This window comes from Streptomyces hyaluromycini (genome assembly GCF_002217755.1).
GTDB classification, from domain to species: domain Bacteria; phylum Actinomycetota; class Actinomycetes; order Streptomycetales; family Streptomycetaceae; genus Streptomyces; species Streptomyces hyaluromycini.
The window spans coordinates 1,367,835-1,394,383 of sequence record NZ_BCFL01000016.1 but is presented as its reverse complement, the minus strand read 5'-3'; the positions used below and the strand labels follow the sequence as shown (position 1 = coordinate 1,394,383).

General features: G+C 68.5%; 29 protein-coding genes and 1 pseudogene. 24 read left to right on the top strand and 6 right to left on the bottom strand.

Annotated features, from left to right (window positions below):
• Positions 1–14: 14 nt before the first annotated feature.
• Both tuf and SSP29_RS06445 read left to right on the top strand, forming a co-directional pair.
• The gene (gene tuf, locus SSP29_RS06450) at positions 15–1,208 is read left to right on the top strand and encodes an elongation factor Tu (RefSeq protein ID WP_089099449.1); all 1,194 of its coding nucleotides are present in this window, start codon (positions 15–17) and stop codon (positions 1,206–1,208) included.
• A 215-nt stretch (positions 1,209–1,423) separates the two neighbouring features.
• Positions 1,424–4,414, top strand: a complete 2,991-nt coding sequence (locus tag SSP29_RS06445; protein WP_089099448.1) for a glycosyl hydrolase 115 family protein — start codon at positions 1,424–1,426, stop codon at positions 4,412–4,414.
• 182 nt (positions 4,415–4,596) lie between these two features.
• Here the strand turns inward: SSP29_RS06445 and SSP29_RS06440 are convergent.
• The 4 genes and pseudogenes from SSP29_RS06440 to SSP29_RS06425 form a co-directional block, all read right to left on the bottom strand.
• A pseudogene (locus tag SSP29_RS06440) lies at positions 4,597–5,040 on the bottom strand (S41 family peptidase); the annotation flags it as partial.
• Between the two features lie 11 nt (positions 5,041–5,051).
• The gene (locus SSP29_RS59570) at positions 5,052–5,894 is read right to left on the bottom strand and encodes an FkbM family methyltransferase (RefSeq protein ID WP_089099447.1); all 843 of its coding nucleotides are present in this window, start codon (positions 5,892–5,894) and stop codon (positions 5,052–5,054) included.
• A 145-nt stretch (positions 5,895–6,039) separates the two neighbouring features.
• Positions 6,040–6,669, bottom strand: a complete 630-nt coding sequence (locus tag SSP29_RS06430; protein WP_089099446.1) for a hypothetical protein — start codon at positions 6,667–6,669, stop codon at positions 6,040–6,042.
• Positions 6,670–6,720: 51 nt separating this feature from the next.
• Positions 6,721–7,566 (bottom strand): hypothetical protein, encoded by an 846-nt coding sequence (locus SSP29_RS06425; RefSeq protein WP_089099445.1) that lies wholly within the window; start codon positions 7,564–7,566, stop codon positions 6,721–6,723.
• A gap of 503 nt (positions 7,567–8,069) precedes the next feature.
• Between SSP29_RS06425 and SSP29_RS06420 the strand changes: the two genes are divergently transcribed.
• The 3 genes from SSP29_RS06420 (at position 8,070) to SSP29_RS55070 (ending at position 10,317) form a co-directional block, all read left to right on the top strand.
• The gene (locus SSP29_RS06420) at positions 8,070–8,945 is read left to right on the top strand and encodes a helix-turn-helix domain-containing protein (RefSeq protein ID WP_089099444.1); all 876 of its coding nucleotides are present in this window, start codon (positions 8,070–8,072) and stop codon (positions 8,943–8,945) included.
• Positions 8,942–9,169, top strand: a complete 228-nt coding sequence (locus SSP29_RS06415) for a DUF397 domain-containing protein (RefSeq protein WP_089099443.1) — start codon at positions 8,942–8,944, stop codon at positions 9,167–9,169. Before SSP29_RS06420 ends, SSP29_RS06415 begins: the two co-directional genes overlap by 4 nt.
• Positions 9,170–9,759: 590 nt before the next feature.
• Positions 9,760–10,317: a hypothetical protein gene (locus SSP29_RS55070; protein ID WP_089099833.1), complete on the top strand. Its 558-nt coding sequence runs from the start codon at positions 9,760–9,762 to the stop codon at positions 10,315–10,317.
• Here SSP29_RS55070 and SSP29_RS06405 read toward each other — a convergent pair.
• Positions 10,303–10,845 carry an isochorismatase family protein gene (locus SSP29_RS06405; protein ID WP_089099442.1) on the bottom strand — a complete coding sequence of 181 codons (543 nt, stop codon included), beginning with the start codon at positions 10,843–10,845 and terminating at the stop codon, positions 10,303–10,305. The two genes, SSP29_RS55070 and SSP29_RS06405, sit on opposite strands and share 15 nt — an antisense overlap.
• 64 nt (positions 10,846–10,909) lie before the next feature.
• Complete coding sequence (locus SSP29_RS06400) at positions 10,910–11,260, bottom strand: hypothetical protein (protein WP_089099441.1); 351 nt, start codon at positions 11,258–11,260, stop codon at positions 10,910–10,912.
• A gap of 79 nt (positions 11,261–11,339) precedes the next feature.
• Between SSP29_RS06400 and SSP29_RS06395 the strand changes: the two genes are divergently transcribed.
• The 19 genes from SSP29_RS06395 to rpsQ all read left to right on the top strand — a co-directional run bounded on the left by SSP29_RS06395 (position 11,340) and on the right by rpsQ (position 26,500).
• On the top strand, positions 11,340–11,987 hold the full coding sequence (locus SSP29_RS06395; RefSeq protein ID WP_089099440.1) for a hypothetical protein: 648 nt from the start codon (positions 11,340–11,342) through the stop codon (positions 11,985–11,987).
• Between the two features lie 4 nt (positions 11,988–11,991).
• A complete protein-coding gene (locus SSP29_RS06390) occupies positions 11,992–12,450 on the top strand; it encodes a hypothetical protein (protein ID WP_089099439.1) in 459 nt (152 codons plus the stop codon).
• Positions 12,451–13,072: 622 nt separating this feature from the next.
• On the top strand, positions 13,073–13,405 hold the full coding sequence (locus SSP29_RS06380; RefSeq protein ID WP_150133650.1) for a hypothetical protein: 333 nt from the start codon (positions 13,073–13,075) through the stop codon (positions 13,403–13,405).
• A gap of 114 nt (positions 13,406–13,519) precedes the next feature.
• Entirely contained in the window at positions 13,520–18,148 is a 4,629-nt protein-coding gene (locus SSP29_RS06375; protein WP_089099437.1) for a pyocin-S2/colicin E7-DNase domain-containing protein, read from the top strand.
• 27 nt (positions 18,149–18,175) lie between these two features.
• Positions 18,176–18,388 carry a bacteriocin immunity protein gene (locus tag SSP29_RS06370; protein WP_150133649.1) on the top strand — a complete coding sequence of 71 codons (213 nt, stop codon included), beginning with the start codon at positions 18,176–18,178 and terminating at the stop codon, positions 18,386–18,388.
• A 70-nt stretch (positions 18,389–18,458) separates the two neighbouring features.
• Positions 18,459–19,220, top strand: coding sequence for an SUKH-3 domain-containing protein (locus SSP29_RS06365; protein WP_089099830.1), 762 nt, complete (start codon positions 18,459–18,461; stop codon positions 19,218–19,220).
• Positions 19,221–19,390: 170 nt separating this feature from the next.
• The gene (locus SSP29_RS06360; RefSeq protein ID WP_089099436.1) at positions 19,391–20,017 is read left to right on the top strand and encodes a hypothetical protein; all 627 of its coding nucleotides are present in this window, start codon (positions 19,391–19,393) and stop codon (positions 20,015–20,017) included.
• Positions 20,018–20,077: 60 nt separating this feature from the next.
• A complete protein-coding gene (locus tag SSP29_RS06355) occupies positions 20,078–20,671 on the top strand; it encodes a hypothetical protein (RefSeq protein ID WP_089099435.1) in 594 nt (197 codons plus the stop codon).
• A 450-nt stretch (positions 20,672–21,121) separates the two neighbouring features.
• Positions 21,122–21,430, top strand: a complete 309-nt coding sequence (gene rpsJ / locus SSP29_RS06350; protein WP_003948644.1) for a 30S ribosomal protein S10 — start codon at positions 21,122–21,124, stop codon at positions 21,428–21,430.
• Positions 21,431–21,447: 17 nt separating this feature from the next.
• Positions 21,448–22,092 (top strand): 50S ribosomal protein L3, encoded by a 645-nt coding sequence (gene rplC / locus SSP29_RS06345; protein ID WP_062706771.1) that lies wholly within the window; start codon positions 21,448–21,450, stop codon positions 22,090–22,092.
• Positions 22,093–22,100: 8 nt separating this feature from the next.
• A complete protein-coding gene (rplD, locus tag SSP29_RS06340) occupies positions 22,101–22,757 on the top strand; it encodes a 50S ribosomal protein L4 (protein WP_089099434.1) in 657 nt (218 codons plus the stop codon).
• On the top strand, positions 22,757–23,176 hold the full coding sequence (gene rplW / locus SSP29_RS06335; protein WP_089099433.1) for a 50S ribosomal protein L23: 420 nt from the start codon (positions 22,757–22,759) through the stop codon (positions 23,174–23,176). Before rplD ends, rplW begins: the two co-directional genes overlap by 1 nt.
• 38 nt (positions 23,177–23,214) lie before the next feature.
• On the top strand, positions 23,215–24,051 hold the full coding sequence (gene rplB, locus SSP29_RS06330; RefSeq protein ID WP_089099432.1) for a 50S ribosomal protein L2: 837 nt from the start codon (positions 23,215–23,217) through the stop codon (positions 24,049–24,051).
• 12 nt (positions 24,052–24,063) lie between these two features.
• Positions 24,064–24,345 (top strand): 30S ribosomal protein S19, encoded by a 282-nt coding sequence (rpsS, locus tag SSP29_RS06325; RefSeq protein WP_003992359.1) that lies wholly within the window; start codon positions 24,064–24,066, stop codon positions 24,343–24,345.
• Between the two features lie 44 nt (positions 24,346–24,389).
• The gene (gene rplV, locus SSP29_RS06320) at positions 24,390–24,737 is read left to right on the top strand and encodes a 50S ribosomal protein L22 (RefSeq protein ID WP_003974262.1); all 348 of its coding nucleotides are present in this window, start codon (positions 24,390–24,392) and stop codon (positions 24,735–24,737) included.
• Entirely contained in the window at positions 24,737–25,564 is an 828-nt protein-coding gene (gene rpsC / locus SSP29_RS06315) for a 30S ribosomal protein S3 (protein ID WP_089099431.1), read from the top strand. The genes rplV and rpsC overlap by 1 nt, the downstream gene beginning before the upstream one ends.
• A gap of 5 nt (positions 25,565–25,569) precedes the next feature.
• Positions 25,570–25,989 carry a 50S ribosomal protein L16 gene (rplP, locus tag SSP29_RS06310; protein ID WP_030788270.1) on the top strand — a complete coding sequence of 140 codons (420 nt, stop codon included), beginning with the start codon at positions 25,570–25,572 and terminating at the stop codon, positions 25,987–25,989.
• Positions 25,989–26,213, top strand: coding sequence for a 50S ribosomal protein L29 (rpmC, locus tag SSP29_RS06305; protein WP_030174543.1), 225 nt, complete (start codon positions 25,989–25,991; stop codon positions 26,211–26,213). The genes rplP and rpmC overlap by 1 nt, the downstream gene beginning before the upstream one ends.
• Positions 26,213–26,500, top strand: a complete 288-nt coding sequence (gene rpsQ, locus SSP29_RS06300; protein WP_089099430.1) for a 30S ribosomal protein S17 — start codon at positions 26,213–26,215, stop codon at positions 26,498–26,500. The genes rpmC and rpsQ overlap by 1 nt, the downstream gene beginning before the upstream one ends.
• The last annotated feature ends 49 nt before the right edge of the window (positions 26,501–26,549 follow it).

The window sequence follows — 26,549 nt, the reverse complement described above, 5'->3', positions numbered from 1 at the left end:
CCAGGAGGACCCCAGTGGCGAAGGCGAAGTTCGAGCGGACTAAGCCGCACGTCAACATCGGCACCATCGGTCACATCGACCACGGTAAGACGACCCTCACGGCCGCCATTACCAAGGTGCTGCACGACGCGTACCCGGACCTGAACGAGGCGACCGCGTTCGACAACATCGACAAGGCGCCCGAGGAGCGTCAGCGCGGTATCACCATCTCCATCGCGCACGTCGAGTACCAGACGGAGACCCGTCACTACGCCCACGTCGACTGCCCGGGTCACGCGGACTACATCAAGAACATGATCACCGGTGCCGCGCAGATGGACGGCGCGATCCTGGTCGTGGCCGCCACCGACGGCCCGATGCCGCAGACCAAGGAGCACGTGCTCCTGGCCCGCCAGGTCGGCGTTCCGTACATCGTTGTCGCCCTGAACAAGGCCGACATGGTGGACGACGAGGAGATCATGGAGCTCGTCGAGCTTGAGGTCCGTGAGCTGCTCTCCGAGTACGAGTTCCCGGGCGACGACCTCCCGGTCGTCCGCGTCTCCGCGCTGAAGGCGCTGGAGGGCGACGCCGAGTGGACGCAGTCCGTGCTCGACCTCATGAACGCTGTCGACGAGAACATCCCGCAGCCCGAGCGTGACGTCGACAAGCCGTTCCTGATGCCGATCGAGGACGTCTTCACGATCACCGGTCGTGGCACCGTCGTCACCGGTCGTATCGAGCGTGGTGTCCTCAAGGTCAACGAGACCGTCGACATCATCGGCATCAAGACCGAGAAGACCACCACCACGGTCACCGGCATCGAGATGTTCCGCAAGCTGCTCGACGAGGGCCAGGCCGGTGAGAACGTCGGTCTGCTGCTCCGTGGCATCAAGCGCGAGGACGTCGAGCGCGGCCAGGTCATCATCAAGCCGGGCTCGGTCACCCCGCACACCGAGTTCGAGGCGCAGGCCTACATCCTCTCCAAGGACGAGGGTGGCCGCCACACGCCGTTCTTCAACAACTACCGTCCGCAGTTCTACTTCCGTACGACGGACGTGACCGGCGTCGTGACCCTCCCCGAGGGCACCGAGATGGTCATGCCGGGTGACAACACCGAGATGAAGGTGGAGCTCATCCAGCCCGTCGCCATGGAAGAGGGCCTGAAGTTCGCCATCCGTGAGGGTGGCCGCACGGTCGGCGCCGGCCAGGTCACCAAGATCAACAAGTGATCTCGGCCCGCAAGGGCTGACCCGGTGGGTATCTGAAGGGGCCCGTACGACTTCGGTCGTACGGGCCCTTTCGGCATCCCCGGGGTGCGGTGCGGGGCGTCTCGGGGCCTCGAAACTATTCGGCGCGTACGACCCCTGGTTCCCCCGGGGCCGCTCACCCACCATTTGTCATGCCGCTGACCAAATTCGGGTGGAGTCGGGTGGAGGGGTGAGCCATGTCTGTCAGCCGGAGGGCTGTGCTGGGCGCAGGTGCCGCCGCGGTGCCGGTGCTGTCGTCGGGGATCGCGCGGGGTGCCCCGGATTCCGGGCTCCGCACGACGGACCCCGGCGCCTGCATCTCCTTCACCTCGGGGGCGTTCTCCCTGGTCGGCGCCCCGGTCGTGGTGAGCGCCGACGACCATCCCGGGGTCGTACGGGTGGCGGGCGACCTCCGCGACGACATCGGGCGGGTGACGGGGGTACGGCCGGCCGCGACGATCGCCCGGCGTGCGGTGCTGGTCGGCACGATCGGCCGCAGCCCGCTGATCGACGGCCTGGTGGCGTCCGGAAAGCTGGACGTGACGGGGATCCGGGACCGCTGGGAGACCTCGCTCCAGACGGTGGTCGACCACCCCCTGCCGGGTGTCGACCAGGCCTTCGTCATCGCGGGCAGCGACCCGCGCGGCACGATCTTCGGGGCGTACGACGTCTCGTACGGCATCGGGGTCTCGCCCTGGTACTGGTGGGACGACGTACCGCCGGTCCACCGCGACGAGGTCTGGGTGCTGCCGGGCCGCCACACGCAGGGCACCCCGGCGGTGAAGTACCGCGGCTTCTTCATCAACGACGAGAACCCGGCGCTCGGCACCTGGGCCCCGGCCCGCTTCGGCCCGGGCAAGGCCCCCGGCCATCCCGGCGGCTTCAACGCGGACTTCTACGCGAAGGTCTTCGAGGTCCTGCTGCGGCTGAAGGGCAACTACCTCTGGCCGGCCGTCTGGGGAAGGGCGTTCGCGGAGGACGACCCGGAGAACCACAGGCGGGCCGCCGAATACGGTGTTGTCATGGGCACGTCTCATGAGGCGCCCATGATGCGGGGCATCGAGGAGTGGAACCGCCACGCGGCGGGCGGCACCGACCCCTACGGGGGCACCGGCGAATGGTCCTACCTCCGCAACGCCGAGGCGATCCGGGCCTATTGGCGGGCCGGCATCCAGCGCATGGCCGACGAGGGGTTCGAGGGCGTGGTCACCCTCGGCATGCGCGGCAACGGCGACACCGGCCTCCCCGACGGCGACGGCATCGAGCTGATGCGGGAGATCATCGCGGCGCAACGGCAGATCATCGAGGAGGTGACGGGCAGGCCGGCCGCCGAGACCCCCCAGGTCTGGACCCTGTACAAGGAGGTCCAGCGCTACTGGGACCGCGGCCTGCGCGCACCGGACGACGTGACCGTGGTCCTCACGGACGACAACTGGGGCAACATCCGCAAGCACCCCTCCCCGCAGGAGCCGCGCACCGGCGGATACGGCCTCTACTACCACTTCGACTACGTGGGAGCCGGCCGCAACTACAAGTGGGTCGACACCGCCAACCTCCGCAACGTCTGGGACCAGCTCCACCAGGCGCACGCCTACGGCAACCACGGCCTGTGGGTGGCCAACGTGGGCGACCTGAAGGGCAACGAACTGCCGACCGAGTTCTTCCTGAACTACGCCTGGGATCCCGAGCGTTGGAGCTTCGACCGGTTGGGGGAGTGGGAACGGCGGTACGCCAGGCAGAACTTCGGCGCGGCGGCGGCGCCGGAGATCGCCGAACTGCTCGCGCGCTACGGCCAGTTGCAGGCGCGCCGCAAACCGGAGCTGCTGAACCGCCGGATCACGCTCGGGGACGACGGCCAGGTGGTGTACGACGACCGGCAGACGCCCTTCTCCTTCGGCCACGGTGAGCTGGAGCGGGTCACGGAGGAGTGGCGGGAGCTGGGAAGACGGGCGGCGCGGATCGCGCGCCGGCTGCCGGCGGCCGCCCAGGACGCGTGGTTCGAACTGGTCGGGTACGAAGTCGCGGCGACCGCCAACCTGTACGCGCTGCGGGAGGCCGAGTTCACGAACCTGCTCTACGCCCGCCAGGGCAGGGCGGCGACGAACGACCGCGCGGCGGAGGCTGAGCAGGGCCTGCTCCGGGACTTCGCCCTGGCCGACCGCTTCAACTCCCGGGTGGCGGACGGCAAGTGGCAGGGCTTCCAGACCCAGCCGCACATCGACTACGGGGACGTGGACCGCTACGGCCCCAACGCGCCCTGGCAGCAGCCGGAGAAGGACAACGTGGCGCTCCCGGACGTGCTCTTCCCGGCGGTACGGCGGATCGAGGTGCCGCGGGCGGCGGGGCTGGGGGTGTCGGTGGACCCCGACGAGGAGGGGGCCATGACCCTGCCGCCGTTCAGCCCCCACCAGACCCGGCCACAGCAGTACGTGGAGGTCTTCAACCGGGGTCGCACGCCCTTCGACTACCGGGTGGAGACATCGGCACCCTGGCTGACGGTGGACCGTCCCCGTGGCCGGGTGGCGCAGCAGGTCAGGGTGGAGGTGCGGGTGGACTGGTCCCGGGCGCCGGACGGCCGCGCGGAGGGGACGCTCACGGTGAGCGGGGCGGGGGAGTCGGTGACGGTGGCGTGCGTCGCGGAGAAGCCGTCGGCACGGGGGCTGAGGGGATTCGTCGAGGCGGGCGGCTGTGCGGCGATCGACGCGGAGCACTACGACCGGTCGGCCGGGGAGTGGCGCCGGCTGGCGGGGATCGGCCGCACCGGGGCGGGGATGACGGCATGGCCGGTCACGGGAGGCTGGGGCGACTCCCCGGACTCCTGGCCCCGGCTGGAGTACGAGGTGAGCCTGCTCTCGGCGGGGGAGGTGACGGTGTGGGCGTACCTGTCACCGCGGAATCCGACGCTGCCGACGGGCGCCGGCCTGCGCTACGCGCTGTCCTTCGACGACGACGAGCCCCAGCGGGTCGACATCACCGCGGGCGCCGACGACGGCCTGCTCAACGCGGTCTGGGCGCGCAACACCTCCGACAACGTCAACCGGACGGCGACCCGCCACACGCTGGCATCCGGGGTCCACCGCCTGAAGTTCTGGTCGGTGGACCCCACGGTGGTGCTGCAGCGGCTGGTGCTCGACACGGGCGGACTGACACCGACGTATCTGGGCCCGCCGGAGAGCCGGCGGCTCTAGGGCCTGTCTGACAATTCCCGTCTGCCTCGCGACGCCATGCACGCACTCTCGCCGCACCGGGCGCAGACCCAAGTACGTCCAGTACGAGGGCCTACGCCCGGCACGCCGAGAGCACGCACCTGACGCCGCGAGGCCGCCCTCCGGGCGACGACGGGAATTGTCAGACAGGCCCTAGGCGAGGGTCAGCGGGCGGACCGCAGCAGCGCCACCGCCCGGTCGAACGCGGAGTCCCGCCCCTTCGTGAACTCCTCGTCCGTGAAGACCGGTTCGCCGATCTGCGGCGGGATCCCGGTCCCGTCGAAGGTGTGGTCGTCCCGTGTCAGGTACTCCTCGTTCGGGAGCCAGACCGCCATGCCGTCGGGGAGGCCGCGGGTCATGACGTCCGAGAAGACGCCCTGGGTCGGCCGGCCGATGCGGACCGTACGGCCGGGGCGGTCGATCAGGGCCTGGGTGAAGGTCTCGCCGGCGCTGACGGTGGAGCCGCCGGTGAGCAGGGCGACCGGGCCGGTGGAGCGGGGCTTGGGCGAGGGGTTCACGGGGATCGGCTCGGGGCGGGTGTGCTCGGCCGGGTCGGCCGGGTCGTTGCGGGCGCGCTTGGAGTAGGCGACGTACGGCGTGTCCGTCAGGCGTGCGCCGCTCAGGCCTGCGGCGCGAAGAGCAGGTTGCGGGTGTGCGGCGGCCTGGGTTCCTTCCAGTGCACCAGCGAACCGTCGTGCTCGGCGATCCAGTGGACGTCGTAGCCGAGGGGTTCGAACTCGGCGACGAGGTCGTCGAGGGCGGCGTCGACCAGGGCCTCCATCACCAGGGTCGGCCGGTCGCGCCGCAGCACCCGCCGGGCCCCGCGCAGCACCGACATCTCGTGCCCCTCCACGTCGATCTTGACGAGGTCCAGCCTGGTCTCGGCGAACACCTCGTCCAGCGTGAGCAGCGGAATGCGCTTGAGCTGGGCGTCGGGTGCGGCGCCCTCCAAGGTGGAGCCGGTGGACAGCAGGTTCCCGGAGAACCGGACACTGATGTCGGCCCAGCCGGGCTCGCTCGACACGCCCGCCTGGTGGAGCTTGACGTTCTGGACGCCGTTGGAACGGACGTTCACCGACAGCCGGGCGTGGATCTGGTCGACCGGCTCGAAGGAGTGCACCTTCGCCTTCGGGTTGGCATGCGCGGCGATCATCGAGAAGTAGCCGACGTGCGCGCCGACATCGGCGATCGTCGTGCTCCGCGCGGCCAGCCGGGACCAGGAGGCGAGCGTGCCGGGCTCGTAGCCGAACGTCCCGTTCCACAGGGTGTCCATGGCCACCGCATCGTCGTTCACGCAGAACATCACGAACGGCGGACAGTACGGAGAGTCGATCTCGACGAAGCCCCGGTAGGGAAACTTCTTGCGGTGCACCCGGATGATGTCCCCGGTCGCAACGGGCCGGACCGATGGCGCGTGGGCCAGCATGCGGGCGTTGGCTGCTTCGACCTCGGAAATACGCATTGCGCGATGGTAAAGCCAAGGCCAGGTAATTCAAAGGGCTTGGAAATGATCTGAAAGGGTGGCTCACAGGCTTTCGTGATCGGCATTTCCAGAGGTTGTTCATTCCGAATAACCGGGAATTAACCTGCCCTTTTTCTCGGGCTGCTCACTCTTCCACGTCGGCGAAGAGCTCGGCCTTGGTGGTGGCCGTGGCGGCCCGGGTCAGCCAGGCGGTGAGGGTGTCGTGGTCGTCGCAGGAGGTGATGCGGTCGCGGGCTGCGTCGCTGATGTCGACGCCACGGCCGCTCAGAACGACGAGGAGGGCTTCGGAGAGACCTTCGGAGAGGCCTTCGGCGCGCAGGGCCTGGGCCGTCTGGGACTGGAAGATGGAGAGGCCGACGGCCATGAGGTGCCTCCAGAGATCCGCGGCCGGCGGCGTCTCGTCCAGGCCTTGTTCGGTGAGCTCGATGTAGATGCTCGCGGTGTCTTCGCCGTCGGCCTGCGGGCCCTTCAGGGCGGCTGCCAGTGACTTCAGTTTGGCACCGGCCTCCGGGGCACGGCTGTGCAGCGTGGAGGACAGCACCGCGAGCGGAATGTCCTTGGCGGCTGCTTCCGGGGTGTCGATGACGGGCACGGTGTCCGGACCCAGAACGAGGGGACGCAGGGTGAGGGTGGGCCACTGGGGTGGCCCGATACTGAACTGCTGCGTGGCCCACGTGGCCGTGTGCCTGTCCCGGCAGACGACGAGCAGGAAGCTGCCGTCGGCCGCCGTGTCCAGACGGAGAAGGGTGTCCACCCGGCGTTCCAGGGGGCGGATTTCCGTCAGGTCGGTGTAGGCAGGTGCTGGTCAGGAGGCCGTTGGCAGCGGCTGGGGCGCACGGCAGTCCCGGCAGCGTCCCGGTCCGGCTGCGCGGAACGGGCGGTCGCAGCCGTCGCAGTCCTGGAAGGGGAGCGGGCGGGGCGGCGCGGGAGGCAACGGCGGTGGCAGGTGCTCGGTGAGGCGGTGAGCCACCAGGCCCGCTGGGCGGAGGAGCGGCTCGGCCGGGAGGCCGGACGTCAGGGCGCGTCGTACGGCCTCGGGGGAGGCCCCGCGTTCGAGCCAGGCGTCGACGGCCGGGGCGAGCCGCACCACCTCGCGTTCGGCGAGGAGGAGGCGGGGGTCCTCGTGGTGGAGGCGGGAGAGGAGGTCGGTGGCCGTATGCCTGCGCGTCGGATCGGCTGGGGTGGTGGCGGGTTCCGGGAGCGGTGGCTTCGAGGGGCGCGGAGGCTGTGTCCGCTTCGGGCGGGGTGACGGTGGTGGTGGCGTAACCCCTCGTACGTCCTCCGCCCCCATCGGCTGGTTGTACGACACCGTCCGCGAGACCATCCGGCCGTTCGGCAGTCGCTCGCGTGTCCGGGACAGGTAGCCGTGGGCCTCCAGTTCGCGCAGCGCCGCCGCGATCCGCACCTCGCCTTCCGGGAAACGCGCGGTCAGCGACTTGATGTCCACGCGGGCGCCGGTCGGCAGCGACTGGATGTGGCCCGCGAGGCCGATCGCGGTGAGGGAGAGTCCGCGGTGCTGGAGGAGGCGGTTGTCGACCACCGTGTACCGCGTGGTGAGCCGGACGTTGACGTGGGTCACCCCGGACGAGGGGTTCGCCCCGGGAACGGCTGACCGGGCGCGCGAGGGCGCGCTAGTGTGCTGTGCATCCATCGGGAAGGTCTGACTTCCTAGGTGGTCAGGCCCTCGATCGGGATCGCTAGTCCCGGCCGGGGGCCGTCGTATGTGCGTCGCGGGTGACCGTGTGTTGCCCTGGCCGTCACCCGGTGTTGTCGCGGCGAGCATATGCCGGGCAACCGGCACCGAATCCAGCCCAGTTGGCCATGTTCACTCCGGAGAGTGACGGGCGGCGGCGGGGAGGCGGGTGGGGTTGGGGAGGGGGATTTCCCTGGGTTTCTTAACTACTTGGCGGCGGGCGTCACCGCCTCGCGGCGGACCGCGTGACGGTGACGCCGAAGACGCGGATCGGGCGGTCGGGGGGTGGAGATTCCCCAGTTCACGTCACTCCGCGTGGCCGCGCGCGCCTACCGTGAACAGTGACGGAGTCGTTGCGTACGGTCACTGTCCGCTGCTTGTCCGGCGCTGTCCGGGCTGTCGAATGCGGCCGTACGGGTAGGGCGTCGTCGTGGCACGGTCGTACGACGGAGGGGTGCGGGATGAGTGTGGACGGTGCGGTGGGGCGGCTCAAGAGCGAGGCGGACGAGCCGGGTTGGGAGGTGGATCCCGACGACGAGTGGGGCGTCGCGGTCATCGCGACCGTCGGGCGGCAGCTGAAGCTGCGGCGGGAGGCGGTGGGGATGCGGGCCGCCGAGTTCGGGGTGGCGGTCGGGTACGGGGAAGACATGGTCTACAAGATCGAGGGCGGGAAGCGGATTCCCCGGCCGGAGTATCTGGACAGGGCGGACGAGGTGCTGGGGGCGGATGGGCTGCTCTCGGCGATGAAGGAGGACGTACGGCGGGTTCGGTACCCCAAGAAGGTGCGTGACCTGGCGCAGCTGGAGGCGCGGGCGGTCGAGCTCCAGCTCTACGACCCGCTCCACATCCACGGGCTGTTGCAGACGCCCGAATACGCACGCGGGCTGCTCCTGATGCGTCGCCCGGCGTACAGCGGGGACGAGGTGGAGCGGTTCATCGCCGCGCGCGTGGCCCGTAAGGCCGTCTTCGAGCGGGACCCGGCGCCCGAACTCAGCTTCGTGCTGGAGGAATGGACGCTTCGGCGTCCGCTCGGCGGGCGGGCGGTGCTCCGTCAGCAGCTGGAACACCTGCTGGAGGCAGGCCACTTGCGGAACGTCGAGCTTCAGGTGATGCCGATGGATCGTGACGAGCACGCCGGGGTCGACGGCGGAATCGAGGTGCTGAAGTCCGAGGACGGCTCGGCGGTGGGGCGTTCGCCGGCAGTGGCCAACGGCCGACCGGTGTCCGATTCGAAGCAGCTCCGTATCCTTGAACTGCGGTATGGCATCATCCGGGCGCAGGCGCTCACGCCACGTGAGTCGACGGCCTTCATCGAACAACTGCTGGGGGAGACATGATCCGCAGGACCTCGGCCGAGGACGCCTCCGGTCTGACGTGGTTCAAGAGCAGTTACAGCAGTGGCAGTGAAGGCGACTCCTGCGTCGAAGTCGCCACCACCCCCGTCACCATCCATATCCGCGACTCCAAGAACACCGCGACTCCGTTCCGCGGCCCCCACCTCACCTTCCCGCCCGCCACCTGGACGGCTTTCCTCTCCCACGCGGCCGCCACCGGCGAGTGAGATACGCCCGCGAGCTGTTCGCACCGCTCGGGGCGGTCGTGGCCGTGGGCGCGCTGAACGCCACCGGCACCTGGTCGTTCGCCGATGTCTCGGTCGGCGAGTTCCTGGAGGGCAGGCGGCAACAGTGGGACGGCCTCTTCGCCGCCGTCTGCTCGCTCTGTGCCTTCGACGGCGACGAGGCCAGGGCGACCGCCGACGAGATGGGCTACTTCCGGGACTACGACCTGTACGCGCCGATCCTCGTCCTCTGGTCCGCCGGAGTGACGGGGACCGAGAGCCTCCACGACCCGTCGCCGTCGGTCGTACGCCGCATGTGCCGCATGGCGGCCGACCTCCAACTGACCGAGTTCCTGGACATGTTGGTGGCGGTCGCCCTCGACGCCGGTACGGACGCCGCCACGGGCGCATCCCAGGTCACCGAGGTCCTCGCCAACGCCTGCGACCTGGCGGACCCGACCGGGAACGTCACCCCGCACCACGTCCACCGCATGTGGCGAGTCGCCCGTCTGCCGTCGGTGCTCCGCCCGGACTCACCCACTCCGGACCACGTCAAGGCGGGACTCCGGTCGTACGACGGGACGCTGGAGGAACTGCTCGGCGAGGGCCCACCGGAGCGCGGCTACCGCTACGTCGGCCCCGCCGAACTCGCCGTCACGGCACGGCAATCCACGGCCACCGGAACCCGGATCGCGTCCGTGGTCGACTTCGAGTCGTGGGCCGGACGCCAGTCACAGGCTGAGCTGGCCGAACCGTTCACGTACGTCGTTGGCCTCGACGGGTTGCTACGGCTGGCCGCCCGCCGTAGCGAGCACGTGGCCTGCGCGGGCGGAGCGGCCGTACTCGGCGCCGGGGAGATCACCTTCGTATGCGTACGCGAGGCGGGTCGCTGGACGGTGGACGAGGTCAGCAACCAGTCGACGGGCTACTGCCCCGACGTCACGTCGTGGCCTGCGGTGGCCCGCGCACTCGACCGCATTCCGCTCCGCCGCCCCACCGCCTTCACACACGAGGTGGTGTTCCGCCGCTGCCCGGCCTGCGCGGAACACAACATCGTCCGAGAGGCCGACTTCGTCTGCGTCTTCTGCGGCGTCGAGCTGCCGCAGGCATGGAACATCGTGGACGAAGCCGGCCGTTCAGCTCGCGAGTGAGGCGTCGAAGCGGATCTCCGCCGCCGGAGCGACGGTGACCGACCTGCCCGCGTACTGGATGACCGAGAAGATTCCGTTGTGGTGCGCGACGATCTGTGCGGCCGTGGGCCGGGCGCCGGCCGGGCGTTCCATCGTGGTGTGGCCGTCGGCGACGAGGACGAGGTCGTAGCCGTGGGAGAGGGTGCTGCGGCTGATGGAGTCGACGCAGTAGTCGGAGGCGTAGCCGGTGACGACGAGACGGTGTACGGCCAGTTCGGCCAGGACCTCGCCGAGCGCCGTGCCGAGGAAGGAGTCCGCGCTGTCCTTGTCGAGGACGACGTCCCCCGGCTGAGGCGTCAGCGTCGGATGGACTTCCAGCCACTCCGCGGGCACCTGATCGAACTGCTGCCGTAGGTAGACGACCGGTACCCCCGCCGCGCGGGCCCGATCCGCAAGCTCGGCGACCCGCCCCAGGCAGACGTCACCGTCGTAGGCGTCCTTCAACAGGGCACGCTGCATGTCGATGACGAGCAGTGCGGTGTCCGGCATACCGTGAGCTTATCCGCAAGGAACGCGACTACTCGGACTATGCGGACTACACGGACTACACGGACTACTCCGCCTTGTTTCCGCCACCGCTCTGCGGTTGCTGCTGCCCCTCCGGCCGTACCGCGTCCTTCGCCTTCTTCGCGAGGTCGTCGTCCAGCTTCTTGAACTCGCGGACCACTGTGTCGGACATGTCGGCGAGCGAATCGATCTGCTTGGTGATGTCCTCGCGGCCGTCGTGCCAGTTGGACTCGAAGTCGTCGAGGGCGTCGTAGACCGTGCCGCTGCCGACGTCGTCCTTGTAGGACTCGAACATCTTCTTGGTGTGGTTGAGACGTTCCTTGATGGAGCGCAGCTTGCGGCCGTAGTCCTCAAGCTCGCTCAGCGGTATGGCGAGATCGCTCTTGCCGTTGCCCACGTGACCGTCCCCCGTTCGCGCGTCTCGTAGTCTGGGCCGCACCGTATATCAGATCATCGGGGGAGGGGTGGCGTACAGCATGGCCCGCTACATGGAGACGCTCACGATCGAGCGCGGCGGATTCCGGATCAAGGTGCCGGAGTCGTGGTGGGAGTTCGACGTGCGGCCGGAGTCGCGGGACGACTCGATCCGGCGGATGGTGAACGAGCGCATCGCCCAGTACCCGGAGCTGGCGCAGTACCGGGACACGTACGTCGGCTTCCTGCGCAGGTCCGCGGCCGACGCGTGGAAGTCGGGCGCGATGTACTGCGGCTGCATGGCGGAGAGCTTCGGCGGGGACACCCCGATCACCGGCTCGGTCACGGTGTCGCTGGTCGGCGGCCGTACCCGCGAGGGCGCGCCCCTCTCCAACGACCCGGCCGCCATCGCTGCCCAGCTCGCTCCCAAGGAGGCCCACCGGGAGGGCGACTCCTGGCGCAAGGTGACGACCGTCGACATCCCCGGCGTCGGCCCCGCCGCGCGCACCTATGGCATCGAGGACATCCCGATCCCGGAGGACAGCCTCAACCGCACGATCCGCGCGGTCCTGATGCAGACGTTCATCCCGGTCCCCGGCCAGGAGGGCAAGGTCGCCCTGGTCGCCGGCAGCAGCCAGGTCCTCGACCTTGCCGACTCCTTCTTCGACATCTTCGACGCGATCACGTCGACGTTCCGGTTCGCGGACTGATCCTTTGCGGTGGGAGACGGGCGAGGGGCTGCTGGGGCTCGCCGACCCTGCGGAATGGGACGCCGCGTTCGAACGCGGAGAGGACCACCTCGGCACGGCGGTGATCGGGCTGGCGTTCCACTGCCCGCTGGAGGAGGCGTCGCCCCGGATCGTCCAGGTGATGGGGTTCCCGGACGGCCTCCAGCGCATGAACGCCTTCGTCGCGGCCGGGCACGCGGCACGGCTCAACCAGCGCCTGACCCCGGAACTGTTCGCGGCCTTGCGCGCCGAAGGCCTCGGGGGCGTCGCCGAGCACCCGATCAGGGACACGCTGACCTTCGTGCCGTACCGGGACCTGCCGCCCTGGTTCAAACGCCGATGGGTGTACCTGACGGTGCGCAACAAGCTGGAGTACTGGTGGCTGAGCTCCGTGGACGCGATCGAAGACGGCCGTCGGGCCCTGCGTGGCCGCCGCCACCGCTGAATGCATGGAGACGCAGTGACGACGACCGCACGCGAAGAGCTGCTACGACTCGTACCGCCACCACCACCGTCCGCGGACGCGACCGTGGACGACACCGTCGACTGGGAGCGAGTGGAGGACGAACTCGGTGTCCCCCTGCCCGACGACTACAAGTGGCTGTCGGAGCGGTACGGGCCGGGCGGCTTCGAGGACTTCATGACCATCCTGCACCCGCGTTCGGAGTTCTGGCCGACACGCCTCGTCGACCCGCCGAACGCGCCGCCGAGTTGCTGGGGCAGATGCCGGAGAGCTTGCAGAAGGAAGTCCCGAGGATCGATCACCTACTCGCGGTCGGCAGGACCGACAACGGAGACACGATCTACTGGGTCACCGAACCCGAGGCAGCCCCGGACGAGTGGACCGTCACCGCGAAGGGGGCACGCAACACCAAGTGGCCTTGCTCCGACGGTGGAATCGTGGAGTTCCTCGTGTCCGTCCTGGCCGGCGCAACCCGCATGGACGTGTTCCCCGGCGACTTCCCCAGCGCCCGTCCCGCCTTCGCACCGGAGCCTGATCCGGAAACCGTCCGCCGTCGACCGAGGACGCGGCGCCCTGACCACTCGACGCCAGAAGGGGCACCGGGGTGAGAACCCAGGAATTTCTTGTGGAACTCGATGAAGGGATGCTCGAGTTCTTTCGGGCCATCGCCGAAGTGCTGGTGACCAGGTTCGGCATTTCTCCCCCAGAGGCGGTTGCGCGGGTCAACGCGGCCTATGAAGGCGCTGAGATAGAACCCTATCCGGATCTCATGTGCCATGAGTTTCCCGAGTTCTGGGCCTACCGGCTCTACTTTGAGCCCATTGAGTGGCGGACACCGGACGGAGATCCCGAAGAGGACCTGTCCGGCTGGAACGCGCGCCCGGCTCCGCCGAAGGATTCACGCTTCTGGACCATCAGCGACCGTCCCGGCGCCTGAGAGCCCGGCCCACGACCGGCCTGCGCGCCGGGCTTCACCTCGAACGACAGTTCCTTGTAAGTTCGCGTGTGCACAGGTGTGTTGACGGGTCGTACGCGACGGGGGTTGCGGGACATGGTGGGGTACCGACCGGCGGACTGGCATCCACTCGGCCTCGACAGGGACCCGACCCCCGGTGACCCGCAGCGCGTCCGCACCCTGGCCACCCAGCTGCACGATTTCGCCGACGACGTCTCCGACGCGCTCCGCCTGGTCAAGGGCATGGCCGGCGAGGACACCCTCCTCCAATGGGCCGGCAAGTCGGCAGAGGTGTTCAAGGAGCAGTTCAAGGACGTCCCGAAGAACCTGAAGAAGCTCAAGAAGTCCTACGAGATGTGCGGCGACGCCCTCGCGGACTACTGGCCGAAGCTGGAGCGGGCGCAGGCGCTGGCCGACAAGGCGCTCGCCAAGGCGAAGGAAGCCCAGGCCGACCTCTCCTCCGCCAAGTCCCGGCTGTCCTCCGCCGATTCGTGGGTCACGCGGGCGACGAAGGAAGCGGACAAGTACAAGGACGATCCCACCGGCAGCAAGTCCAGCGCCGACAAGCCGGACGAGGGGAAGGTGCGGGCCGCCACCCGGGACGTGCAGAGCGCCAAGTCCGCGCACACCCAGGCCCAGTCGGACGTCACCACCGCCCAGAACGCCCTCGATGCGGCGAAGAAGATGGCCGAGGACGCCCGCAAGATGCGGGACGACGCGGCGGGTGAGGCGAAGCGGAAGATCGACGAAGCGTCCGACGCCGGGATCCCGAACCGGCACTGGTGGCAGGACGTCGGTCACTGGTTCGAGGACAACTGGGACACCATCGTCACGGTCTGCAAGGTGGTCGTGGCGGTCGTCGGGATCATCGCGATGATCATCGGCGGGCCGATCCTCGGCGCGATCGTGCTGGTCGCGGCCCTCGTCGTGCTCGCGGACACGCTCTACAAATACTCCCAAGGGCAAGCGACCCTATGGGACGTGGCATTCGCCGCCCTGGACTGCATACCCGGCGGCAAGGGCATCACCAGCCTCGGCAAACTCGCCAAGGGCCTCAAGGAGATGAAGAACCTCCGCGGCGGCATGAAGGCGATGGCTGGAGGTCTACGGGGCCTCAAGTCCGCCCGAGGATTGCTCGCGGAAGGCTCAAAGGGCGCCTACAGCAGGCTGAAAGGCCTGATCAAAGGATGCGGCGACCCGGTCGACCCGGCTACGGGCCATATGTACCTGGCGCAGACCGATGTCGCGTTGCCGGGGACCCTGGCCTTCGACTTCACCCGCCGCGCTTCGTCGGGTGGTCGCTCGGGCCGGTGGTTCGGGCCCAGTTGGTCCTCCACTGTCGACCAGCGTCTCGAAATCGACGAGCAAGGGGTCGTGTTCGTCACCGAGGACGGCATGCTGCTGGCCTATCCGCACCCCGAGGGGCCCGCGGTTTCCGTATCTCCTGAGAGCGGCCCTCTCTGGCCTCTGACCCGGCTGGACACGGGTGGCTACCTCATCACCGAGCCGCTCACGGGCATCAGCCGCCGCTTCGCCGCTCCTGCCGGTGGCGTGGCACTCCTGGAGCGAATGGCCGACCGCAACGACAACACCGTCGACTTCGACTATGACGACGAGGGTGCCCCTCAGGCCATCCGCCACTCCGGTGGATACCACCTCAAGCTCACCGTCGAAGACGGGCGCGTCATCGCGCTGGGCCTGGCCGGCGCGGGCGAAGACGGGCGAGACGTCACGGTCAAGCGGTACGGCTACACCGCCGGGAACCTCACCGAAGTCGCCGACTCGGCAGCCACACCGACGCGATTCACCTACGACGAGCGGCAGCGCATCACGTCGTGGCAGGACACGAACCTCCGCCGTTATTCGTACACCTACGACGAGCAGGACCGGTGCATCGCCCAAGGCGGTGAGGCCGGGCACATGGCCAACACCTTCGCCTATGACCAGGCCGCCCCTGCCTGGCCTGACTGCCGTGTCACGGAGATCATCAGCGCGGACGGCGCCACCAGCCGTTTCGTCGTCGACGAGCGTTGCCTCGTCATCGCCGAGATCGACCCGCTGGGCGGCATGGTGCGCACCGACCATGACACCCACCAGCACGTCACCTCGACGACGGATCAGCTCGGCCACACCACGCGGATCAGCGTCAACGAACTGGGGCAGCCGGTCGCGATCACGGGGCCCGACGGTGTCACGGTCCGCTACGAGTACAACGATCTCCATCTCACTGCGTGCGTGAACCTGCCGGACGGGACCTCATGGCGGTACTCCTACGACGAACGCGGCAACTGCACATCGATCACTGATCCAAGCGGGGCAACATCTCGCAGCACCTACACACCGGAAGGTCATCCCCTTACCGTCACCGATCCTTTGGGCCGCCCGACCACCGTGCGTTGCGATCGTGCGGGCGTGCCTCTTGAGGTCACCGACCAGCTGGGTGCCACCGGCTGGGAACGAGACGCGTTCGGGAACCCCGTCACCATCACCGACGAGCTGGGGCACACCACGCGACTGGCCTGGTCGACGGAGGGCCGGCTTCTGCGCCGTGTCACACCGGACGGTGCTGTGGAGGAGTGGAGCTACGACGGCGAGGGCAACTGCACGAGCCACACCGATCAGTTGGGGCAGGTATCCCGTTCCGACTACACCCACTTCGACCTGCTCGCGGCCCGCACAGGTCCGGACGGGGCTCGCCACGAGTTCTCCTACGACGCGTCCCTGCGCCTCATCCGCGTCACCAACCCCCTGGGTATGGCCTGGAGCTACGACTACGACCAGGCCGGTCGACTGACATCGGAGACCGACTTCGACGGCAGCGTTCTCACGTATGTCCACGATGCCGCCGGGCGCCTCGTCTCCCGCACCGATGCACTCGACCAGACCATCACCTTCACCTACGACGTCCTTGGCCAGCTGATACGCAAGGACTCGTGCGGGACCGTCACCACCTGGGCGTACGACCAAGTCGGCAACCTCACGCACGCCGCCGGACCCGACTCCGCGCTCACCCTCGAGCGCGACAGCGTCGGCCGTCTCCTGGCCGAGACGGTCAACGGACGGACCGTGACCTATTCCTATGACGCGGCGGGGCAGCTCGTGGGCCGTGTCACTCCTTCCGGCGCCACCAGCAGCCGTACCTACGCCGAAGCAGGGCGGCTCACCCGTCTCGTCACCTCCGGGCGAGTCATCGAATTCGAGCACGATTCGGCGGGCCGAGAGGTGACGCGGCGCATCGGCACCGCCGCGACCCTGGCCCAGGCGTTCGACGATTTGGGGCGCCTGACGAGCCAGACGATCACGCGCACCGACGTCCGGCCCGTCCTGCACCGGTCTTTCGCCTACCGGGCCGACGGGAATCTGACCGGGGTCGACGCCTCGGTCCTCGGAAGCCGTCGTTTCGATCTGGACGCGGCCGGGCGGGTCACCGCGGTGCGGGCGGAGAACTGGACCGAGACCTACGCCTACGACAGCGCCGGTAACCAGACCCAGGCCGACTGGCCCCACACCCACCCCGGCCACGAAGCCACCGGAGACCGCGCCTACCGCGGCACTCGTCTCACGCGGGCCGGGAAGGTCCGCTACGAACATGACGACCTCGGCCGGGTGACCCTGCGGCAGAAGACACGTCTGTCCCGCAAGCCCGACACCTGGCGCTACACCTGGGACGCCGAGGACCGGCTCGTCTCGGTCGTCACACCCGACGGCACGCGCTGGCGGTACACGTATGACCCACTAGGGCGCAGGACGGCAAAACTGCGTCTTGCCGACGACGGTGTCACCGTGGTCGAACAGGTCGATTTCACCTGGGACGGCACCGCTCTCTGTGAACAGACCACCACGTCGACGTCGCTCGACACCTCGGTCACCCTCACCTGGGACCACTACGGCCTGGCGCCGATAGCCCAGACGGAGCGGAAGTCGGCCGCGGACGCACCTCAGGACGAGATCGATTCCCGCTTCTTCGCCATCGTCACCGACGTCGTCGGCACTCCCACCGAACTCGTCGACGAAACCGGGAACGTCGCCGGGCGGGCCCGCAGCGCCCTGTGGGGCGTCACCGCGTGGGCGGCGGACGGCACTGCTCACACACCGCTCCGCTTTCCAGGTCAGTACCACGACCTGGAAACGGGCCTGCACTACAACTTCTTTCGCCACTACGACCCTGAAACGGCCCTCTACCTCACCCAGGACCCGCTCGGACTGGAGCCCGCCCCAAACCCCGTTGCATATGTTCATAATCCGCATACATGGGGTGATCCTCTCGGTCTGACCCCCTGCGCGATCGCGGCCCGGAAGAGTGCGACGGAGCTTCGCAATTCTCCGGGCATGGTCACAGGAGGTGACCGGCTTCCGGATATCACCGGTAAGTGGTTGAGGGGGAGCCATGGAAATGCGGGGAGAATTCCAGGACAGGTGGCCCGAGGGCTGCAGGGGCGCGAGTTCAAGAGTTTTGACCACTTCAGGGCGGCGTTCTGGGAAGAGGTCTCGAAGAATCCGGAACTGGCCGGACAGTTCAAGAAGTCCGGCCAGACGGCTATGGCCGAGGGGAAGGCGCCTTTCACCGCTGTCGATCAGGCCATTCCGGGCCAGGGCCGTTACGTGCTGCATCACGTCCAGCCCATCGGGCGAGGCGGCGGTGTATACGACCTCGACAACCTTGTGGTCGTAACACCGCGATACCATAAGGAGGTGCTGGACGGTGGTTACCATTTCGGCAGTTAGCAGGATCAGGTCGAGAGGAAGTATTACGTGATCTCGAAAACGCGTGAAGAACTCATTCAGATGGTTCAGCAGCTCATTGACGCACGTCTGCCCGAGGCGGAGGAAGACGCGTTGGTGGAGGAGCTGAAGCGGAGTGTGCCGCATCCTCGGGTAACCGATCTGATCTACTACTCGGACCGGGATCTCACGGCTGAGGAAGTGGTGGATCAGGCACTGGCCTACCGGCCGATCGAGTTGTGAGCCGGGCGTTCTCCCGGCGGCGTGCGGAGCGACGGTGACCCTGGCCGACCCGGACACCCCACGGGGAACCATGGATCTCCAGTCCACCGTCACCGCGTTCCCGCGGGCCACGCCGATCGACGGCCTGGACCGTGCCTGGACGTGGCGGCTGAACCCGGTGCTGAACTTCGCGGGGGCGCCGACCGGCGACGGCACCCGGCTTCTCCAGATGAACCAGGTGCGCCGGCGCGACGATGCGCTGGCGCGTGCGGTCCTGGCCTTCGCCCGCGCGCACGAGCCGGAGCTGACCGCCGAGGGGCGCTTCCTGACCTTCGTCGGCGGCTTCGAGGCTCCCGGATACTCCTTCGACGCCGTCGCGGCCACCGTTCCCGGGGTGCACGGTCACCACCGGGTCCGCAACTCCGACCTCACGCCTCTGACCACCATCGTCTTTCCCGCGTACCGGTGCGAGTTCTCGGGGCGGGAGACGCTGGAGACCATCCTGCTGGAGACCGGCGAGCACGAGATGCATGCGGCCGCGCGCCGGTTCCTCGTGGAATTCGGTCAGGTCGGGATTGCCTGCCGCGCCCCTGCGGACACCATGCCGTGGACGGACTTCAGGCTGGACCCGCTCCTCGCGATGTGGGACGCCGAGATCCTCGACGACCTCGGGGAGCAGGCCGGAGCCGATCTCTACCCGGTCGGCATGGTCGACCGCCGGAACCGTTACCTGGCGATCGCGGCGGACGGCGCGGTCTACACGGGCATGGACTCGGTCTCCCTGTGGGCGACCACCCCCGACGAGGCCCTGGAAAAGCTCGCCAGGCCGGTCCGCCCCGAAGCGCTGTACTGATCACGGCCCGGACGCGGGGCGCGCCCGGCCACCCGCCGGCCGTACGAATCCACCCACGCCGACCGGTTCCCGGGAGCCGCGGAGCGTCGGGCGGCAGACCGACGGCGAGCCGGCCGGCGCCACGCACGCCGTGCCGGACACTGCCCACCGGACGGCATAAGGACGACTCCATGACCTCTGACCCGACCTCCGCACCGACCTCCGCACCGAGCCCCTCGGTCCCTTCGGCCGTGTACCGCCTCCTGGCCGGCACGCGGAGCCTGAGGACGCTGCGCCTGGGCGATTCGCTGATCGATCTGAAGCGCCGGCAGTTCCAGGGACCGCAGGTCGCTCTGCAGGACTCGTTCGAGGCCGAGTGGACGGGTGATCCCAAGGCGCGCAAGGTCGACTTCGCCTCCGACTATCCGGGCGCGCCGATGCTGAGCCGAGGCCTCGTCGACCGGGTCGGGCAGGAGCGGTTGGAGCGGGCCGGTCGGCTGGTCCCCGTCCGCACACCGGGCCCCGAGCCGGACGACTACGCCCTGTACGTGGTGGAGCCTCTCGTGGACTGCGTGGACACCCGCAGGTCGGCCCAGCCGAAGAAGGCCACCGGAGAGATGCGGAAGACGATCTTCCGCCCGGAGGCGGTGCCTGCCGAGCTGCCGGCGTTCCGGGTTCCGCAGTTTCCCGTCGGGGTGTGCTGGACCGGCTGGATGCGTGATCTGCTCGACGAGATCCTCGGCGGCGATCTGGAGGCCCGCCTACTGTGGTCACCGGAGCCGTCGGCCGCTCCGCACCCCGATCCGCGGGGGTTGTGATCCCGGCACGCGCGGCGCTCCCGATCGGCCGGTCCGCTGGCCCGCATGGATGGTGACGCGATGTCTGGCAGCGCCCGACCGGGCCCGGCGGTCTACCGGCTTCTGCCGAGCCTGAGCGGCTACGGGACGCTGCGTCTGAACGGCAAGGACGAGAGCCGGCTCATGCGCTGGCAGCGGCTGGGCGGCGAAGAGGGGCGACCCACCGGGGTGCGTGCCGAATGGCTGGACGACGACGGCACCCCCAAGAACGAGTTTCCCAGCGGCAGCCCCGGCGCCCCTGTGCTCAGCCTTCGGCTGGCCGAACGGTCCGGGGACGAGTTGTTGACGGCCGGAAGCCTGGTGCCTGTCCAGATCGACAAGGCCGAGGGCGACGACTACGTCCTCTACCTGGTCGACCAGGTGGTCGACTGTCTGGACCTGTACAGGTCGTCCAGGCCGAAGCGGAACGGTGAGGTCAAGAGGCCCGTGTACCGCCCCGAGGCACTGCCGGCTCGGCTGCCTGCCTGCCTTCCGCCTGCCGCAGCTCGTGCCGTCCAGTGGCACGGCTGGGCCGTCGATCGGCTGCTCGACCTCACGGGGGACCAGATCGAGGCCCGTCTGACCTGGTCGGAGGAGCCCGGGGTCAAGGTTCACCCTGAGCCATGGGGATTCTGAGCCCGACCGGCGAGGCGGTCCCGACGCGTTCACTCGAGCCTGTGTTTGACGTCTGCCCCCCTGGGGGTATCCTCTCCGGCCCCGATTGGCCAGCCCCCTGCCCTCTGTGGCAGACTGTCGGAGTTGCTCGGTCGAGTGTTGATGCTGTGCGCCTCCCGCCGGGAGGACCGGAAGCGAGTCCCACAGTACTCGTCGCCCTAACTGCCTGCTGGCAGCACTGGGGCGGACGTACGGGAATCTTTCGGGAAGTGCGGTGCGGCACCGGCCAGGCACCCGGTGGGCCTTCCGTCCCCGGCTTGCGGTTCCGGAAGGGCCGTGCTTTCCCAGCAGGGATGCTCGAACAAGGGGCATCTGTGTCGGCGAGAGCGCGACACACCCGACCGCGTGGGTCGGAGAAGAGAAGCAGTCACCGGGTTCCAGAGCGTGCAAAGACAGGACTACTGAGTAGCCATGGCGGGACAGAAGATCCGCATCCGGCTCAAGGCCTACGACCACGAGGTCATCGACTCCTCGGCGAAGAAGATCGTCGAGACGGTGACCCGCACTGGTGCGTCGGTCGCGGGCCCGGTGCCGCTGCCCACTGAGAAGAACGTGTACTGCGTCATCAAGTCGCCGCACAAGTACAAGGACTCGCGCGAGCACTTCGAGATGCGTACCCACAAGCGCCTGATCGACATTCTCGACCCCACCCCCAAGACCGTTGACTCTCTGATGCGACTCGACCTCCCGGCCGGTGTCGACATCGAGATCAAGCTCTGAGGGTCGGTGAGCTGAGAATGGCTAAGCAGATCAAGGGCATCCTGGGCGAGAAGCTCGGCATGACGCAGGTGTGGGACGAGAACAACCGTGTTGTTCCGGTCACCGTCGTCAAGGCCGGCCCCAACGTCGTCACCCAGGTCCGTACCAACGACGTCGACGGCTACGAGTCGGTCCAGATCGCCTTCGGCGAGATCGACCCGCGCAAGGTGAACAAGCCCCTCAAGGGCCACTTCGCCAAGGCCGACGTCACCCCCCGCCGTCACCTTGTCGAGATCCGTACGGCCGACGCCTCCGAGTACACCCTCGGCCAGGAAGTCACCGCCGAGGTCTTCGAGGCCGGCGTGAAGGTCGACGTCACCGGCAAGAGCAAGGGCAAGGGCTTCGCCGGTGTCATGAAGCGTCACAACTTCAAGGGCCTCGGCGCCGGTCACGGCACCCAGCGCAAGCACCGCTCGCCCGGTTCCATCGGTGGCTGCGCCACCCCGGGCCGCGTGTTCAAGGGCCTCCGCATGGCGGGTCGCATGGGCAACGAGCGTGTCACCACCCAGAACCTGACCGTCCACGCCGTTGACGCGGAGAAGGGTCTGCTGCTCATCAAGGGCGCGGTTCCCGGTCCGAACGGCGGCCTCGTCCTGGTCCGCACCGCGGCCAAGGGGGCCTGAGGTAACCGATGAGCACTGTTGACATCCTTTCGCCTGCCGGCGAGAAGACCGGTAGCGTCGAGCTCCCCGCGGAGATCTTCGGCGTGGAGAAGGTCAGCATCCCGCTGATCCACCAGGTCGTCGTCGCGCAGAACGCGGCCGCCCGCCAGGGCACGCACAAGACGAAGACCCGTGGCGAGGTCCGTGGTGGTGGCAAGAAGCCTTACCGCCAGAAGGGCACCGGCCGCGCCCGTCAGGGCTCGACCCGCGCGCCGCAGTTCGCCGGCGGTGGCGTCGTCCACGGCCCGCAGCCGCGTGACTACTCGCAGCGCACCCCGAAGAAGATGAAGGCTGCCGCTCTGCGTCACGCCCTCACCGACCGGGCGCGTCACAACCGCATCCACGTCGTCACCGGCGTGATCGAGGGCGAGACCCCCAGCACCAAGGCCGCTCGCACGCTGTTCGGCAAGATCTCGGAGCGCAAGAACCTGCTCCTGGTCATCGACCGTGCCGACGAGGCCGCGTGGCTGTCCGCCCGCAACCTGCCCCAGGTCCACATCCTGGAGCCGGGCCAGCTGAACACGTACGACGTGATCGTCTCGGACGACGTGGTCTTCACCCAGGCCGCCTTCGAGTCCTTCGTCGCCGGCCCGAAGGCCAACGACACCGAAGGGACCGAGGTCTGATGGCTACCCGTCACCCGAGCATCGCCTCGAAGGCTGCCAAGGCCGCCAAGGCCGCGCGCGTCGCCAAGGCGCGCCGCCACGCCACCGAGGGCAAGAACACCGTCGAGACCCCGCTCAGCAAGTCGTACACGGACCCCCGTGACGTGCTGCTGAAGCCGGTCGTCTCGGAGAAGAGCTACGCGCTCCTCGACGAGAACAAGTACACGTTCATCGTTGCCCCGGACGCCAACAAGACCCAGATCAAGCAGGCCGTCCAGGCGGTCTTCTCGGTCAAGGTCACCGGGGTCAACACCCTCAACCGCCAGGGCAAGCGCAAGCGCACCAAGACCGGTTTCGGTCAGCGCGCGGGCTCCAAGCGCGCGATCGTGACCCTCGCCGAGGGCGACCGTATCGACATCTTCGGCGGTCCGACCGCGTAAGCGGGTCGGATCGTCCGATATCGGACGAGGACTGAGAAATGGGAATCCGCAAGTACAAGCCGACTACGCCGGGCCGTCGTGGCGCCAGCGTCGCCGACTTCGTCGAGGTCACGCGGTCCACGCCGGAGAAGTCGCTGGTCCGCCCGCTGCACAGCAAGGGCGGCCGTAACAACGCCGGTCGTGTGACCGTTCGCCACCAGGGTGGCGGACACAAGCGCGCCTTCCGAGTGATCGACTTCCGTCGTCACGACAAGGACGGCGTGCCGGCGAAGGTCGCGCACATCGAGTACGACCCCAACCGCACCGCGCGCATCGCGCTGCTGCACTACGCGGACGGCGAGAAGCGCTACATCCTCGCCCCGCGCAACCTGCAGCAGGGCGACACCGTGGAGAACGGTCCCGGGGCCGACATCAAGCCGGGCAACAACCTGGCCCTCCGCAACATCCCGGTCGGTACCACGGTCCACGCGATCGAGCTCCGTCCCGGCGGTGGCGCCAAGTTCGCCCGCTCCGCGGGTGCCTCGGTGCAGCTGCTCGCCCGTGAGGGCGCCATGGCGACCCTCCGTATGCCGTCCGGCGAGATCCGCATGGTGGACGCGCGCTGCCGCGCCACCGTCGGTGAGGTCGGCAACGCCGAGCAGTCGAACATCAACTGGGGCAAGGCCGGCCGCAAGCGGTGGCTGGGCGTTCGCCCGACCGTCCGTGGTGTCGTCATGAACCCGGTCGACCACCCGCACGGTGGTGGTGAGGGCCGGACGTCCGGTGGTCGTCACCCCGTCTCCCCGTGGGGCAAGAAGGAAGGTCGTACTCGTTCGCCCAAGAAGGCGTCGAACAAGTACATCGTCCGCCGCCGCAAGACGAACAAGAAGCGTTAAGGACTGGTTGAGATGCCTCGTAGCTTGAAGAAGGGGCCCTTCGTCGACGACCACCTGATCAAGAAGGTGGACGCCCAGAACGAAGCCGGCACCAAGAACGTCATCAAGACCTGGTCCCGCCGCTCGATGATCGTCCCGGCCATGCTGGGGCACACCCTCGCGGTGCACAACGGCAAGACCCACATCCCGGTGTTCGTCACCGAGTCGATGGTCGGCCACAAGCTCGGCGAGTTCTCGCCGACCCGCACCTTCCGGGGCCACGTCAAGGACGACCGGAAGTCGAAGCGCCGCTAGTAGCGGATCGCATTCAGACACGTAAGTAACTGAGAGGGACAACCATGGAAGCCAGGGCCCAGGCGCGGTACATCCGCGTTACGCCCATGAAGGCCCGCCGCGTGGTGGACCTTATCCGTGGCATGGATGCCACGGAGGCTCAGGCTGTTCTGCGATTCGCTCCGCAGGCAGCCTCCGTGCCGGTCGGCAAGGTGCTCGACAGCGCCATCGCCAACGCCGCGCACAACTACGACCACACCGACGCCGACAGCCTCTTCATCTCCGAGGCGTACGTCGACGAGGGTCCGACCCTGAAGCGGTTCCGGCCGCGCGCCCAGGGCCGTGCCTACCGGATCCGCAAGCGGACCAGCCACATCACCGTGGTCGTCAGCAGCAAGGAAGGAACCCGGTAATGGGCCAGAAGGTAAACCCGCATGGGTTCCGGCTCGGCATCACCACGGACTTCAAGTCCCGGTGGTACGCCGACAAGCTGTACAAGGACTACGTCAAGGAAGACGTCGCCATCCGTCGGATGATGACGTCCGGCATGGAGCGCGCCGGTATCTCGAAGGTTGAGATCGAGCGCACCCGCGACCGTGTCCGCGTGGACATCCACACCGCGCGTCCGGGCATCGTCATCGGCCGCCGCGGCGCCGAGGCCGACCGCATCCGCGGTGACCTGGAGAAGCTGACCGGCAAGCAGGTCCAGCTGAACATCCTCGAGGTCAAGAACCCGGAGACGGACGCTCAGCTGGTGGCCCAGGCCGTCGCCGAGCAGCTCTCCTCCCGCGTCTCCTTCCGCCGTGCCATGCGCAAGAGCATGCAGTCGGCGATGAAGGCCGGCGCCAAGGGCATCAAGATCCAGTGCGGTGGCCGCCTCGGCGGCGCCGAGATGTCCCGCTCGGAGTTCTACCGCGAGGGCCGTGTGCCCCTGCACACGCTCCGCGCGAACGTGGACTACGGCTTCTTCGAGGCCAAGACGACCTTCGGCCGTATCGGTGTGAAGGTCTGGATCTACAAGGGCGACGTCAAGAACATCGCCGAGGTCCGCGCCGAGAACGCCGCAGCCCGTGCCGGCAACCGCCCGGCCCGTGGTGGCGGCGCTGCCGACCGTCCGGCCCGTGGTGGCCGCGGTGGCGAGCGGCGCGGTCGCAAGCCGCAGCAGGCTGCCGGCACCGAAGCCCCCAAGGCTGAGGCCCCCGCCGCCGCTCCGGCTGAGAGCACCGGAACGGAGGCCTGACCGACATGCTGATCCCCCGTAGGGTCAAGCACCGCAAGCAGCACCACCCGAAGCGTCGCGGTGAGGCCAAGGGCGGTACGACGGTCGCGTTCGGCGAGTACGGCATCCAGGCCCTCACGCCGGCGTACGTGACCAACCGCCAGATCGAGGCGGCCCGTATCGCGATGACCCGCCACATCAAGCGTGGCGGCAAGGTCTGGATCAACATCTACCCGGACCGCCCGCTCACGAAGAAGCCCGCCGAGACCCGCATGGGTTCCGGTAAGGGCTCTCCGGAGTGGTGGATCGCGAACGTGCACCCGGGCCGGGTCATGTTCGAGCTGTCCTACCCCAACGAGAAGATCGCCCGTGAGGCCCTGACTCGCGCAGCCCACAAGCTGCCGATGAAGTGCCGGATCGTCAAGCGCGAGGCAGGTGAAGCGTGATGTCGGCCGGTACCAAGGCGTCCGAGCTGCGCGAGCTGGGCAACGAGGAGCTTCTCGGCAAGCTCCGCGAGGCCAAGGAAGAGCTGTTCAACCTCCGCTTCCAGGCGGCGACGGGTCAGCTCGAGAACCACGGTCGGCTCAAGGCCGTCCGTAAGGACATCGCGCGGATCTACACCCTGATGCGTGAGCGCGAGCTGGGCATCGAGACGGTGGAGAGCGCCTGATGAGCGAGAGCAACGTGACTGAGAACACTGAGGCGCGCGACAGCTTCCGCAAGACCCGTGAGGGTCTCGTCGTCAGCGACAAGATGGACAAGACCGTCGTCGTCGCCGTCGAGGACCGCGTCAAGCACGCGCTGTACGGCAAGGTCATCCGCCGTACGAACAAGCTCAAGGCGCACGACGAGCAGAACGCCGCGGGTGTCGGCGACCGCGTCCTCCTCATGGAGACCCGGCCGCTGTCCGCGACGAAGCGCTGGCGCGTCGTCGAGATCCTCGAGAAGGCCAAGTAATTCCTGCGGGGCAGACCCCGCAGGACAGTTCCGCCAGGCTCGGGGCGGG

Excerpts from the sequence above, each read along its gene's own strand:
- SSP29_RS06365 (WP_089099830.1), top strand. The coding sequence starts at position 18,459 with ATGGATCTCCAGTCCACCGTCACCGCGTTCCCGCGGGCCACGCCGATC.
- rpsS (WP_003992359.1), top strand. The coding sequence starts at position 24,064 with ATGCCTCGTAGCTTGAAGAAGGGGCCCTTCGTCGACGACCACCTGATC.
- rplP (WP_030788270.1), top strand. The coding sequence starts at position 25,570 with ATGCTGATCCCCCGTAGGGTCAAGCACCGCAAGCAGCACCACCCGAAG.
- SSP29_RS06375 (WP_089099437.1), top strand. The coding sequence starts at position 13,520 with ATGGTGGGGTACCGACCGGCGGACTGGCATCCACTCGGCCTCGACAGG.
- rplC (WP_062706771.1), top strand. The coding sequence starts at position 21,448 with ATGGCTAAGCAGATCAAGGGCATCCTGGGCGAGAAGCTCGGCATGACG.
- SSP29_RS06415 (WP_089099443.1), top strand. The coding sequence starts at position 8,942 with ATGATCCGCAGGACCTCGGCCGAGGACGCCTCCGGTCTGACGTGGTTC.
- SSP29_RS06405 (WP_089099442.1), bottom strand. The coding sequence starts at position 10,845 with ATGCCGGACACCGCACTGCTCGTCATCGACATGCAGCGTGCCCTGTTG.
- rpsJ (WP_003948644.1), top strand. The coding sequence starts at position 21,122 with ATGGCGGGACAGAAGATCCGCATCCGGCTCAAGGCCTACGACCACGAG.
- SSP29_RS06360 (WP_089099436.1), top strand. The coding sequence starts at position 19,391 with ATGACCTCTGACCCGACCTCCGCACCGACCTCCGCACCGAGCCCCTCG.
- SSP29_RS06355 (WP_089099435.1), top strand. The coding sequence starts at position 20,078 with ATGTCTGGCAGCGCCCGACCGGGCCCGGCGGTCTACCGGCTTCTGCCG.
- rplV (WP_003974262.1), top strand. The coding sequence starts at position 24,390 with ATGGAAGCCAGGGCCCAGGCGCGGTACATCCGCGTTACGCCCATGAAG.
- SSP29_RS59570 (WP_089099447.1), bottom strand. The coding sequence starts at position 5,894 with ATGCGTATTTCCGAGGTCGAAGCAGCCAACGCCCGCATGCTGGCCCAC.
- SSP29_RS06425 (WP_089099445.1), bottom strand. The coding sequence starts at position 7,566 with ATGGATGCACAGCACACTAGCGCGCCCTCGCGCGCCCGGTCAGCCGTT.
- rplW (WP_089099433.1), top strand. The coding sequence starts at position 22,757 with ATGGCTACCCGTCACCCGAGCATCGCCTCGAAGGCTGCCAAGGCCGCC.
- rpsQ (WP_089099430.1), top strand. The coding sequence starts at position 26,213 with ATGAGCGAGAGCAACGTGACTGAGAACACTGAGGCGCGCGACAGCTTC.
- SSP29_RS06395 (WP_089099440.1), top strand. The coding sequence starts at position 11,340 with ATGGCCCGCTACATGGAGACGCTCACGATCGAGCGCGGCGGATTCCGG.
- rpsC (WP_089099431.1), top strand. The coding sequence starts at position 24,737 with ATGGGCCAGAAGGTAAACCCGCATGGGTTCCGGCTCGGCATCACCACG.
- rplD (WP_089099434.1), top strand. The coding sequence starts at position 22,101 with ATGAGCACTGTTGACATCCTTTCGCCTGCCGGCGAGAAGACCGGTAGC.
- rpmC (WP_030174543.1), top strand. The coding sequence starts at position 25,989 with ATGTCGGCCGGTACCAAGGCGTCCGAGCTGCGCGAGCTGGGCAACGAG.
- rplB (WP_089099432.1), top strand. The coding sequence starts at position 23,215 with ATGGGAATCCGCAAGTACAAGCCGACTACGCCGGGCCGTCGTGGCGCC.
- SSP29_RS06420 (WP_089099444.1), top strand. The coding sequence starts at position 8,070 with ATGAGTGTGGACGGTGCGGTGGGGCGGCTCAAGAGCGAGGCGGACGAG.
- SSP29_RS06445 (WP_089099448.1), top strand. The coding sequence starts at position 1,424 with ATGTCTGTCAGCCGGAGGGCTGTGCTGGGCGCAGGTGCCGCCGCGGTG.